Source organism: Lysinibacillus sp. ACHW1.5 (genome assembly GCF_022014815.1).
In the GTDB taxonomy this organism is placed as follows: Bacteria; Bacillota; Bacilli; order Bacillales_A; family Planococcaceae; genus Lysinibacillus; species Lysinibacillus capsici.
The window spans coordinates 2,253,740-2,266,126 of record NZ_CP091777.1 but is presented as its reverse complement, the minus strand read 5'-3'; the positions used below and the strand labels follow the sequence as shown (position 1 = coordinate 2,266,126).

Annotated in this window: 15 protein-coding genes and 1 pseudogene; 3 read left to right on the top strand and 13 right to left on the bottom strand. The window is 35.5% G+C overall.

From position 1 onward, the window contains the following. Window positions 1–22 precede the first annotated feature (22 nt). The 6 genes from L6W14_RS11165 to L6W14_RS11145 all read right to left on the bottom strand — a co-directional run bounded on the left by L6W14_RS11165 (window position 23) and on the right by L6W14_RS11145 (window position 3,913). Window positions 23–589, bottom strand: a complete 567-nt coding sequence (locus tag L6W14_RS11165; protein ID WP_054550174.1) for a TetR/AcrR family transcriptional regulator — start codon at window positions 587–589, stop codon at window positions 23–25. Window positions 590–688: 99 nt separating this feature from the next. Beyond that, complete coding sequence (locus L6W14_RS23035; RefSeq protein ID WP_256451370.1) at window positions 689–811, bottom strand: hypothetical protein; 123 nt, start codon at window positions 809–811, stop codon at window positions 689–691. Window positions 812–902: 91 nt separating this feature from the next. Continuing rightward, window positions 903–1,847, bottom strand: a complete 945-nt coding sequence (locus L6W14_RS11160) for a serine hydrolase domain-containing protein (RefSeq protein WP_237900886.1) — start codon at window positions 1,845–1,847, stop codon at window positions 903–905. Window positions 1,848–2,040: 193 nt separating this feature from the next. Further along, on the bottom strand, window positions 2,041–2,802 hold the full coding sequence (locus L6W14_RS11155) for a glycosyltransferase (protein WP_237900884.1): 762 nt from the start codon (window positions 2,800–2,802) through the stop codon (window positions 2,041–2,043). Between the two features lie 14 nt (window positions 2,803–2,816). Continuing rightward, the gene (locus L6W14_RS11150; protein ID WP_237900882.1) at window positions 2,817–3,371 is read right to left on the bottom strand and encodes a GNAT family N-acetyltransferase; all 555 of its coding nucleotides are present in this window, start codon (window positions 3,369–3,371) and stop codon (window positions 2,817–2,819) included. A 47-nt stretch (window positions 3,372–3,418) separates the two neighbouring features. Further along, complete coding sequence (locus L6W14_RS11145) at window positions 3,419–3,913, bottom strand: DinB family protein (protein ID WP_237900880.1); 495 nt, start codon at window positions 3,911–3,913, stop codon at window positions 3,419–3,421. Window positions 3,914–4,104: 191 nt separating this feature from the next. Between L6W14_RS11145 and L6W14_RS11140 the strand changes: the two genes are divergently transcribed. Continuing rightward, on the top strand, window positions 4,105–4,491 hold the full coding sequence (locus tag L6W14_RS11140; RefSeq protein ID WP_237900878.1) for a hypothetical protein: 387 nt from the start codon (window positions 4,105–4,107) through the stop codon (window positions 4,489–4,491). A gap of 109 nt (window positions 4,492–4,600) precedes the next feature. Here L6W14_RS11140 and L6W14_RS11135 read toward each other — a convergent pair whose 3' ends face one another. Then, window positions 4,601–5,197, bottom strand: coding sequence for a hypothetical protein (locus L6W14_RS11135; protein ID WP_237900876.1), 597 nt, complete (start codon window positions 5,195–5,197; stop codon window positions 4,601–4,603). 308 nt (window positions 5,198–5,505) lie between these two features. On the opposite strand from L6W14_RS11135, the gene L6W14_RS11130 reads away from it, so the two are divergent. Then, window positions 5,506–5,997, top strand: a complete 492-nt coding sequence (locus L6W14_RS11130) for a PaaI family thioesterase (RefSeq protein WP_237900874.1) — start codon at window positions 5,506–5,508, stop codon at window positions 5,995–5,997. A 153-nt stretch (window positions 5,998–6,150) separates the two neighbouring features. On the opposite strand, the gene L6W14_RS11125 is transcribed toward L6W14_RS11130, so the two are convergent. The 5 genes and pseudogenes from L6W14_RS11125 to L6W14_RS11105 form a co-directional block, all read right to left on the bottom strand. Beyond that, window positions 6,151–7,083, bottom strand: coding sequence for a hypothetical protein (locus tag L6W14_RS11125; RefSeq protein ID WP_237900872.1), 933 nt, complete (start codon window positions 7,081–7,083; stop codon window positions 6,151–6,153). Window positions 7,084–7,428: 345 nt separating this feature from the next. After that, a pseudogene (locus tag L6W14_RS11120) lies at window positions 7,429–8,041 on the bottom strand (aldo/keto reductase). Window positions 8,042–8,171: 130 nt separating this feature from the next. Then, window positions 8,172–8,675, bottom strand: coding sequence for a cyclophilin-like fold protein (locus L6W14_RS11115; RefSeq protein WP_237900870.1), 504 nt, complete (start codon window positions 8,673–8,675; stop codon window positions 8,172–8,174). A gap of 64 nt (window positions 8,676–8,739) precedes the next feature. Next, entirely contained in the window at window positions 8,740–9,897 is a 1,158-nt protein-coding gene (locus L6W14_RS11110; protein WP_237900868.1) for an MFS transporter, read from the bottom strand. A 91-nt stretch (window positions 9,898–9,988) separates the two neighbouring features. Next, window positions 9,989–10,723 carry an SDR family oxidoreductase gene (locus L6W14_RS11105; RefSeq protein WP_237900866.1) on the bottom strand — a complete coding sequence of 245 codons (735 nt, stop codon included), beginning with the start codon at window positions 10,721–10,723 and terminating at the stop codon, window positions 9,989–9,991. Between the two features lie 122 nt (window positions 10,724–10,845). Between L6W14_RS11105 and L6W14_RS11100 the strand changes: the two genes are divergently transcribed. Then, window positions 10,846–11,733 (top strand): LysR family transcriptional regulator, encoded by an 888-nt coding sequence (locus L6W14_RS11100; protein WP_237900864.1) that lies wholly within the window; start codon window positions 10,846–10,848, stop codon window positions 11,731–11,733. 209 nt (window positions 11,734–11,942) lie between these two features. Here the strand turns inward: L6W14_RS11100 and dut are convergent, their stop codons facing one another. Continuing rightward, window positions 11,943–12,380, bottom strand: a complete 438-nt coding sequence (gene dut / locus L6W14_RS11095) for a dUTP diphosphatase (protein WP_048392753.1) — start codon at window positions 12,378–12,380, stop codon at window positions 11,943–11,945. Between the last annotated feature and the right edge of the window lie 7 nt (window positions 12,381–12,387).

Here is a 12,387-nt window from a genome sequence, read left to right as displayed (position 1 = left end):
TGATGTAAAAAAAATGCTTCTTTTACCGAAGCAAGTTAAACAAATGATCTGCTGTTTTCATGATTACAGTTGCATCCTCCAGTGTTTCTGAAATAAATAGCGCTCCTTCAAGATTTGTAATAAAAAGAGATGCAACCTCGTCAATATTTATTGTCTTTCTAAATTCACCATTCTCTACCCCTTGTTTAAGGAATAGAGAAACTTTCGTTTGTAAGCCTTTAAAAAAAAGACCTATTTTTTCTTTTACTTTTGTGGCATTTGTAGGACTTTGAATATAAAGCGTAATAAATGGACAGCTCCCCTTATATTCTCTCGTCTGAACTCCTTGTGTTATTTGCTTTAAAAACAGTTTGATACGATCTTCAACTAATAAATGGTTTTGAGATAGTAAGTCATCTATTGCAGATTGATACATTTCAATCCAATAATCAACGACCCCTTCCAACAATTCTTCCTTATTAGAGAAGTGATAATACACATTAGACTTTGAAACTTTGCTTACACGAACTAATTCATCCATGCTTGTATAAGCAAACCCTTTTTCTAAAAATAATGTTGCAGCTACTTCAATTACACGTTTTTGATTCATTAATTTTACCTTTGTCATAATTAGTACTATACAGTACTACAATGGGTGTTGCAAGTATTTTTGTGAGTTTAAAAAAATTTTGATCAATAAAGCGAAACTTTAATTGATTTTAAAAATGTCATTTTGAACAAAGCTGAACGGATCCCCAAAACTGTTTTGGATGGCTTGTAATTTTTCACATGCTTTTATGCCCATTAAGGATGATTGATAAAATTGATTCATTAATACCCTTCATTCAATATAAAAACTCCACTTTGATTGATGAGGATCAAAATGGAGTGTATTTACCATAATTTTTTATTATCCCTAGCTGTTATTCAAACAATGGCATCATATGTTTTCTAATCAATTCAACACGATCCTTGGCACGTGGCATAAAGCGCGAAGCAATCGAAATGACCATCTTCTTTTGAGGATTTATGAATATTACATTTCCACCATCCCCCAAAGCTGCATAGCAATCATCAAGTATCCACCACAAATAACCATAGGTCAGCTTTCCTGATCGACTTTGTACTTTAGTGCTGTCCTCTATCCATTGAGAAGAAAGGATTTGGCGACCGTTCCATACACCCCCATTTAAATAGAGCTGACCTATTTTGGCTATATCCCGGGTTGTTAACGTAAGTCCCCAACCAGCGGTATTTACTTCCTTAGGATCTACTATCCAGCCAGTGACATATTTATCCTTCAGAAAAGCGAAATAGTCTTCTTTATTTTGTATAGTTGTATTTGTGGGAGCTTTGATTGCAAGAGGTTTAAACAAGTTTTCTGTAGCGAAATCAAGAACAGATTGACCAGTGGCAGTTGTAAGAACACCTGATAAAATATGTGTGCCAACGGTAGAATAGTTAAACACCCCAATACTACCTTTGCCCCCTAGCAAATCCAATGCAGCTTTTACCCAGTCATCACTTGAATATACTTTCGTATAAGGTTCTGACTTGTATTTATAGGGTGCAGTCATTGACAACAAATTTGTTATGGTGATGTTTTGAATGGTTTTTTCGCCACGTTTCACTGTATAATTTGGAAAAAAATCTAACACATGCTGTTCTATATTTTTCATATATCCTTTATCAATTGCTATTCCAATAAGAATGGAGATGATACTTTTAGTGACAGATGCTATATGCAAAGCATCATCTTGGGTGTACCCATCAAAATATTTTTCGTAAATTAAATGATTATCTTTTCTAATAGCGATGCCTGCTATATTGGCATACTCTTTTTCTATTAAATCTTCAAAGTTATTCATCATTCTGATTGTTAGGGTTTGACACATTGACGTCAGCTATATCAATCCCCATCCTTTCGCTAAAATGAATCATCAATATTGATGTAATAAAGAATAATTTATTATAAAAAATTATTCAATTCTTTTCTTTTTTCCAGCTAGTGTGATAACAAAAAAACGTTAATCCTTGTTCGATTAACGTTACGGTTTCTTTTTATCTATCTTCATTTTCATAATATGCTTCATTCGCATGTTTCTGATCTGTACCTTTAAGGTATGCTAGGATCATTTTAGGACGTTTAAGTAAAACCCAGTCTCCATGCTTATCAAATTTTCTGCTGGAAGTGATCATTCCATTTTGAATTGTTCCGTATTTTTTTTCGTTCTTTTTTCCCCAATCTTTTAATCGTTTAGCAAAATCGGCATCTTCTGCCATGAGCATATTTTCATTAAATCCATTAATTGCTTGAAAATCTTTTTTGTAGCACCAAAAGATGCCTACAGAAATTGCACCATATTTTAAAAATAGTGGTCCGATTAATAACAAAGCCGAAACAAAAATTCCTAAGGACATTCTTTCAAACTTTCCTGTAACGCCCCCGCCAATGTACTTACCTGTGCTTAAGTTCTCCACTGCCTTCGATAACACATGTTCGTTCATCTGTGTATCGGCATCAATTGTGACGATGATTTCCCCTCTTGCTATATCAACGCCAGCGTTCCTAATCTTCGAAAGGTTCTTATCGCTATTTTTTAGTAAGATACAATTATACGATTTTGCAATTTCCTCTGTTCTATCTGTACAGCGATTTAAAACAACAATAATCTCTACTTGATTTTGAAAGGATTTGGAAGCCTTTAAAATAGATTCTAAGCATTTTCCAATGTATTTTTCTTCATTATGGGCTGGTATGACAATCGAAATTTTTATATCCTCTTTCTTTTGCACTTCTAAAGAGTTCTCCATGTCGTACATACAGCTCCTCCCTTTTATATGTCATCTGCATTTATAAAATAAACCAGCTGATCAGTCCACTTGTCGTCCTCGTATATGAATCCTTTCCTTGTGCATTCATAAAGCATTCCAACATTTTCTGCTAATTTTATAGATGCCGTGTTGTCGAGGTTTATATGAGCTTCTATTCGATGATAATTTAATTTTTCAAATGCTAGATCAATCGCTGCCTTTACAGCTTCTTGACCATAACCTTTTCTCCAAAAATGATTATGAATGGTATACCCGATCCTAGCCCATTGAAATTCTTCCCTCATAATGGTTGAAAAGTCTACAAAACCAATATGCATATTATCTGTTTTTCTAAACACGCCAAATACATACACCTTATCATCCTCAGCCATCTGATGATGCTTAGTAACTAAATCACCAAACCATTCTTTCGTACAGATGCTCATATCTAATTTACCTTCATCGTATTTATGCTGAGAAGGTAAACGATTTTCATATTGCGTTAGCCAAGAAGAGTAATCTTCCTCTTCCATTAATCGAATAATTAATCGTTCTGTTTTCGTCATTATCTTAGTCAATCGAACACCTCATACCTTTCTAAATAGCGATTCATGGAAGTAGTTTACTAGGCTTCTTCGTCTGCAGAGGGGCCGTAGATGCCTGGTACTGGAATATCGAGAAGTCGCAAGTATACCCCAAGCTGTGCCCGATGATGGATCATGTGGCTTAATCCGAAGTTGCGGAACGCAATGGCTCGGGGCTCCTGGCGAATAATATGATCACCGTGACGTAGTGTCCATTCCTCTCCGAGCGTTTTCTCATCACATTCAGTAAGCATCATTTCCAGTTTTCTTACGTTTGTATCGAACTCATCCAGAATATCAGCTCGCTTTTCTAATGCCTCTCGTCGTAACGGAACGGTGGAAAGATCAAAGTCTGAGTACTGTAAAATAGCCATTTGCCAGTTTAGCAGATTGATTAGGTGCGTGGCCAGACCTCCTAGTGTCATTGATTTCTCATGTGGCCTCCATGTCATATGCTCGTCGGGCAAGCGTTCCAGCATGCGACGAGTAGAAGCCAATTCCTGTGTTGTATCCCCAACAATCAATTGTTTAACCATAAAATCCCTCTCCTCCCTTTTAATCAGCATACTATAAATTCCATTCAAGGGGAAAGCTCTCAGAAAAGTTTTTATGCTACGGTTAAACCTTTTTAGACTGTTAGAATTTGTAAATATTTTGAGGGTTTTGCAGTTTGAAGAAATATTCAGAAGGGAATATACTAGATTGAACAAAAAGGGGTGAAGATAAGGTGAAAATAAAAACAATTTTGTTGTTAATGCTTTGTTCTTTAGCGTTAGTTGCTTGCAACGATCAGAAAGAAGCATCAAAGGTGATAGAAATTCAAGAATTAATTAATTTCGATGAAGTGCAACCTGATACTTTACAACAAATCTCGAATGCGAAAGATATTAAAATTATAGAAAAAACATTTAAAAAAGCTAGAGAATTCGGTGAGGTCGATAACGACATTGCTCCGCAGTACAAAATTAAACTAAACGATGATGAATACTATCTATGGATTGATAATACAATCACTGGGACAATAGCAAACGTAAACAGTAGAAATATGTTTTACAATATCCTAGCTACCGATGAATTTAAAGAGGCCATTAATTATCGAGAGCAAAATAAATGATTTTTAAATAATAGTAGCAACAATCTGTAGTAATATAGATTGTTGCTATTTTTTAGGGTATGTTCCATATTATCTAGCTTCATGTTGCTGGGAATGTTCTCTCACTTTTTCAACGGACATAGAGCCCCTCCGTATTAGCAACCTTTTCTAATAACTCAAGATTATGTTGGCTGTAAATTAAAAAGGCTAAGCCATTCCCACTAAATACAATATTCTCCTCAGGTAAAATAAAATGTAAATGGAGATGGTCCGAAACAGCTAATTTTATTAGTGAAATTAACATTGTGTATTCATCAATGTTTAATAAAATGCCTTCTGTAAGATCTTTAGGTATAATTTTATTCCACTCATTCTCGTAGACTTTATAATACAATTGATCCTTATATAAAGGTTCTGGTAAATAATAAAATGCATAAAATTGAGATGATTTTAACCACATCAATTCAAAAAATCTCTCAAATTTTTCTAGGCTTTTCTGGTATGAATGATAATCCTGCGTTTTTTGTTGGAAATCGACCATCTCTAATTTATCGAAGAATACTTCTACTTGACTATATTTTTCATTACTTTTTATCTGATAAGGGTAAATATCAAGTATTTTAGCACTTCCATAATCATACAATTGCTCTAGTAATTCTTCTAATTTTTTACTGTCTTTATTAGTTGCTTCCTTGCAAATACAATCGATTATATTTTCTAATGACATACCTTTTGACTCCTTTAATTCCTTCTTCAGCACGGTAAAAGAAAAATGTAACGATCCTAGTATACCATCTTTCTTTTGTTGCACCATGCCAGCGTTTTACAAGCTATGCAGCTTTTCCCTCTTCCTGATACCAGCCCTCCCCATCTGTCACTAATAAAACCTGTTCAACTTTATGGTAGTGCTTTTTTACATAGTTTAAATAGATGGAATATTTAGATTTTTATTGATGGAATGGAAATGATTAATTATACTTAAATGATTAACGTTCGATTAGAAACAAATAATACTAGAGCATTGGGGAGAGAAGAATGGAAGAATTAAAAGTAGAAAAAGCAATTCAAGATATTTATCCAGATGATATCGCTTGGTGTTATGGGTGTGGCCGTTTGAATGAAGATGGTCATCATCTTCGCACGGGGTGGCATGGTGATAAGACGATTACAATCTATACACCTGAATCAAAATATATGGGTATTCCAGGATTTATCTATGGTGGTTTAATTGCTTCATTAATTGATTGCCATGGAACAGGGTCAGCAGCGCTTGCCTTGCATCGTAAAAATGGACATGAAATTGGTGATGGAGCGGAGCCACCTCGATTTGTAACGGCTAACCTTAATGTAGATTTCCTCAAGCCAACACCCCAAGATGTTCCCTTAAAGGCAATTGGCACTGTTGAAGAAATTCATCCGAAGAAATGGAAAGTAGAAACTGAAGTTTACGCGCAGGATTCGCTTTGTGCTCGTGGAACAGTAGTCCTTGTAGTCATGCCTAGTACTTTTCTAAATAAAAATGATTAGCACTTCTCAAAATCAAAACAAGTTAGCCCTTAACAAAGGTTAACTTGTTTTTAAGCTTACTACTATCTTTCTTCCTGTACTTAGGTCTCATTAGACAGACCAATCCAATTTTAATGTAAATTCTTCTTCTTCGTAACTTACAAATTCGACTGTTTAAACAAGATTGGATTGCCTTTGTTTCTCATAAACCCAAGCTGCCATAACATTAATATCGTCAAATCCAAATTGACCCATTCCCCAAAAAGGTGTCATGACGGCTAATTGTCTGTGACCATCATCTCGTATTCTTTGAGCTATACTAAAAGGCTTAGGCTTCTGGCTAGCGCCCATTCGTGTAGTAAAGCTAGCAGGCACCAAGCCTGTATTATAAGGAGCAAACTGGAACCCTAACACATCTTCATAATGCTTTTGTAATTTAAATTTTCGCCTTTGTATGCCTACATAAACGAAACTAATATTTAATGGCAAAGTATCATACATATTTTTAATAATATTTATTCGAGTTGTGTCATGAGTATCATAATAATTATAATAGGATTTCATATCGTTAAACTTTCCACAAACTTTATAGGGGAAATCATTTTTACTTCTTTTTGGTAGAGGGTACCAATCAAACATTGCGGTTGCTCCGTCTTTAGTATGTAAGGGATAAGAAGAATAGTCTGTATTACTTTGAAATAAATCCAGAGTAGAGAAATCCATATTTGTTTCCAGTAGTTTAGCTAAACGAATTTGCATTCTCATGGTTGGGTCAATTTTTCGATCAACTTCCCAGCTTATAGGGTTTCCTCTATTTTCTAAACTACTATTGATGGCTGTCAGGAGCGCAGGTGAATCTTCATTATCTGTTACATACCACCCGTTTCTATAATCCTGTTCAGCATCGATGTAATGCACATAATGATTGTGCTTCGTTAAAAAATTTAGTCTGCCCTCTAGGTTTTCTTGATAACCAAAGCGCCCTAATCCTTCCTCCATCCCAACAAAAACATATTTAGCATTCTTTAAATTCCCATACTGAAAAGAGGTTTCAAATACCTCCAGTTCATCTTTTGTTAAATAGTACTTTCCATTCTTCCTATTCATTTTTAACCTCCTTAACAACGCTCAATTACTAAAAAAGGTTAGATATTTTACTGAGAATTTTCGTTCCTTTGTATTGTTACAGGATTGATAATTTAGGAATATTTAGCTGTTAATAAAGAGCGAACATTTATAAAAATTTGTACGAATACTCTTCTTTCGAACAATAAATTATTGGGGAAATATGTAATAGTTTAAAAGGTGTAACTAGGATATTTTATAAAAAAAGAGGATATGACAACTTTTTATATAGTATTTCCACTACTATTGTTAAATACCTACTTAAATTATGCTTTAGTCCTTACTTTAATGTCCTTTTACATGGAACATTTCCCTTCATCATCCAGATTACCACAAGGCTATTGGCTCGCTGACACTTGGTTCTGGATAGACAGAATCTATTTTAGTTAAATCGTCTTCTGTAAGCCGAATATTTACAGCTTTTACATTGTTTAAAATATGGTCCCGATTACTGGATTTTGGAATAGCAATTGTTTTGCCATTACGAATAAACCATGCTAATAAAATTTGAAAAACATCCATCTGGTACTTTTTTGCAATATCCAATAAAACTTTCTGTTTGGTTAATTCAGCTCCTAAGCAACCACCTCTTGCTATTGGAGCATAAGCCATTAACGGCATATTATGTCCCTTCATCAATGGCACTAAATCGTAATCAATTCCTCGATCTCCTAAATTATAGTGAACTTGATTCGTGGCACAATGCCGACCATTTGGCATTTTTAATAAACTAGTCTTATCGTTCACAGCAAAATTAGATACTCCCCATGATTTGATTTTCCCCTGCATTTTCGCTTTTTCCATTACTTCTATTGTTTCTTCAATTGGAAAATTGCCCTTTAGACACAAGAAATAAATATTCACGATTAAAGGATTGAATAGCATGACCTACTAAACGTTCCGCATTGCCATCACCATACATTTCAGCCGTATCAATCACTTGAATACCATTTATAAGACCAGCTCGTATAGCCTTTACTTCTTGCTCAAATGAATCTGCTTTGTCTCAACCTATAGGGAAAGCTGCTCTGTCAGCGATTTTAACTTTCTGCATTTTCTTCACTCCTTGCTTAATTCTCCTTTTTTATAGTAGCTGTAAAATCATCATGAATAGTGTCTAGCCATTCTACTCCAGATTCAATTCCCCCTAATTTTACAAGTCCAGTAGAAAATTTATGATCATCATAGAACATGGTCACATTTCCCCATGGAGCATAATAAGAAAAATCACCACGCTTAGGTTGGTAGCCAGAGGATGCCCCTTTTGTCGTTAATTTTTCAGGTGGGTAGCTAAGTTTTTCAAATCCACTAAACTCTTCAAAGGTCAATGTTAAGGGCAGTTGTGTTAGAAACGCCCTACTTGTTGGATTATCATCCATCTTGATAATGATTTCCCCACCGTCAAAAGAGACGCTGATTCTCGTATAGTTTTTACTACCTTCTTTATTAATTGGCTTTGACAGATCATCTTCTGCAACATTTTTAGAATTACTTTCTTCGTCATTTTTCTTTCCACATGCTGTTAACGTGAAAACAATTAATATAGTGAAAATTAAAGTCCATAATTTTTTCATGCTATTTTGCCTCCTTATCCATCTTTTCTGGATCTATAGATGAATATTCCATAGTTTTGTCGATTCAAGAGATAGGTTTAGATAAGTAACTTCGGAGTATAATGCAGATAAAACCAATCACTAGCGAAACGATACCTACGAATAAAATGTATTTTGTCTCAAATTGTGAGATGACGCCCCCTGCTACACCAGCGCCAATCGTAGTCCCTAAATTTACAGAAGTTAGAAATAAGCCATTTGCAAAATCTGGTGCCATAGGAGCGGCAGACATAATCCAATATTGATTGATATTTGCGCCAAGTCCCCCTAGAATTCCCCAAACTACTATAATAATCGCAGTCGGTATCGTAAGTTCAGCAACAAAGAACAAGATAAGATAAACAGCTATTAATACAATCGGGAAAATGGTTACTACACGTATGGGGTAATCTGTCAGTAATCGCCCTGCCAACATGTTCCCAATAATATTAGCTAGCCCATAGACGAGTAACAACATGCTAATTAAATTGGCTGACATATTCGTCACTACCCCTAAATATTCAGCAAGATAACTATATACCCCAAAAATAGCTGAGTTTAAAAATAAGACAGCCACTATGGCAAGCCACGTAATGCCCTTTGTTAAAATCTGAAGCTGAGAGCCATAAGAAAGTCTTTCTTGTACTGTCATAAAAGGTACAAATAATAATGTTGCAATAAACGTAAAAATATTGACGATAGCAAAAAAGGACATCGCCACTTCAAGCGAAACTGTATGCGCAATAAAACTTACCACTGGTACACCTAATACCATCCCTGCAGAAACCCCTATAAATACTTTTGAAATCGCTTTTGGCGCTTCTTTTTCACTAACAGATGACCCAGCGACTGATAATGCCATTGACACATAGACAGGATGAAAGAAGGCGGGGATTACACGCGCTAGTAAGGCGATTGTGAAATTGGATGTAAAGATAGAAATAATGTTGCCAATAATGAAAATAGCGAGTACCATTAACATCACATTCTTTCGATTCATCCGTGAAAAGACCAATGGCATCGTTGGACCTGCAATGGCAATGGCTAGCGCAAAAAGACTAACCATTAATCCTGCTTTCGAGACACTAATATCAAAATGATTTGCTATATCAGGAAGTATGCCAATTACACCCATTTCAGTATTGATAATACCAAAAACCCCAACAGCCAAGATGAATAGAAGTGTATTTTTAGAATTCTTCATAAATATATTGTGGTTCACTTCCTTTTAATGTTTTTTCAAGGTTGCCGATTCTCTGTAAACATAAGACCTGATTGTTGTAGTTAATTTGGGCTTAGATAAGCTGTGTCGTTGGACGAACAATCATATTACTTACTGACATACGATCGGGTGTATCCATTGCAAATACAACAGCTGATGCAATATCTTCTGAAGTTAAGCCCCATTCTTTTTGTGCTTGATGAAGCTCATCTGCAACTTGCTTATCATGAATGGTTTTGTAAAGCTCTGTTGCAACTGCTCCAGGTGAGATAATTGTTGATTTTATATTATTTTCTCGCTGTTCCTGTCTTAGCCCCTCCATAATCGCACGAACTGCAAATTTTGTGCCGCAATACACTGCAGAGTCTGGATAGACAACATGTCCTGCTACAGAATCGGTTGCAATAATATGTCCCGATTTTTGCTGAGCCATAATGGGTAAAACAGCGGCAATGCCATTTAAAACCCCCATTATATTAATATCTAGCATTCTTTGCCATTCATTCCGACGACCTTCGACAAGGGGCGCAGTCGGCATAATCCCTGCATTGTTGTAAAGCACATCAATTCTTCCGTAAGTATCCATTGCGAGCTTCACAACTTGTAGCACATCCTCAAAGTTTGTTACATCTGCCTGTTGAATATGAATGCTTGCCTTTGGGAATGCTTCCTTCACAGCTTCAAGACGATCTAATCGTCGGGCCGCAATAATCAATTTTGCCTCTTTTTCCGCAAGTAATTTAGCTGTTGCTTCACCTATTCCACTTGATGCCCCCATAATGACAACCACTTTATCTTTTAAAGCCATACCTAAACGCTCCTTTTTGAATCATTTTTCTTTTTCAACAACATCATAAGATGATATGATTTCAATATCAAATACCTATACCAAATACATTGATATATCTTTTAAGCATAGGAGAGTGCATGATGGAGATTCGACTATTACGTTACTTCATTGCCGTTGCCAATCAGCAAAGTATTTCAGGTGCAGCGCAGTATTTACATATATCACAACCGACATTATCGAGGCAACTAAGTGACTTAGAGGCAGAATTAGGAACACCTTTATTTACAAGGGGAAACCGAAAAATTACTTTAACAACCGAAGGAATGTTTTTATTAAGAAAAGCGAAAGAAATTGTGGATTTAGTTGATAAAACTGAAGCAAATTTTAACCAATCAACAGAAATGATAAGTGGTGAAATATACATTGGTGGTGGAGAAACGGAAGCGATGCGTTTTATTGGGCAGACGCTGAAAGAATTACTCCAAAATCATCCAGCAGTTCAATTTCATTTATACAGTGGAAATGCCGATGATATTACAGATAAATTAGACAGTGGCTTATTAGACTTTGGCATTGTTATTGAACCAACCGATAAACAAAAATATGATTACATGCAGTTGCCTGCTACTGATACCTGGGGCGTCCTAATGCGCAAAGATAGCCCTTTAGCTACTAAAGAGTTTATTCAACCTACTGATTTAATTGATAAGCCTTTATTAATTTCACGACAAACAACAGTAGAAAATGAGCTGACAGGCTGGCTTGGGCAAGATATTAAAAATTTAAATATTGCTGGAACCTATAATTTACTTTACAATGCTGCCATTATGGTAGAAGAAAATCTTGGATATGCCTTATGTTTAGATAAGCTGATCAATACATCAGGAGACAGCTTACTTTGTTTTAAGCCCTTTCATCCTCGTTTAAAAGCGAACTTAAATATCATTTGGAAAAAGCATCAAGTTTTCTCTCAAGCAGCAAGTAGATTTTTAGAGCAAATTCGATATAACATTGAAAAAAGTAATTAAATGGATAAATCTTATAAAAATAAGTATCAGGTATAAGGAAAATACCTGAGCATATCTTTTTCATGATTATTAACTCCTTTAATTCGCTATCATGACTTCATTCCATATGAACCCTATTATTTCCTTCTGCTATGAGCAACGGTAACAAAAAAATCCTGCATTTTCGCAGGATTTTTAAGTAAACTTTATGAGGTTTATATTTAGGTACACTATTTCGTACCACTTGCACCAAATCCAGATTCTCCACGGACCGTTTGAGATAATTCATCTACTTCCACTAATTGAATAGAAGGAACAAATTGTATAACCATTTGAGCAATGCGCATTGATTTTTCTACGATAAACGGTTCTTGACCATGGTTGATTAAAATAACACCGATTTCGCCTCTATAGCCTTCATCTATAGTGCCTGGGCTATTCAGTACGGTTACACTATGCTTTAATGCTAGTCCACTTCTTGGTCGAATTTGGGCTTCCGTTCCCTTAGGTAACTCAATCTGAATACCTGTCTTAATGAGTTTGGCTACGCCTGCTGGGATTTCTACTGCTTCTATGGAATAGAGGTCCATGCCTGCATCACCAGGGTTGGCTTGTATCGGTAGCATGGCATCAGCGTGAACTTTTTTAATTTTTACTTCTAGATTCATTGTTCTT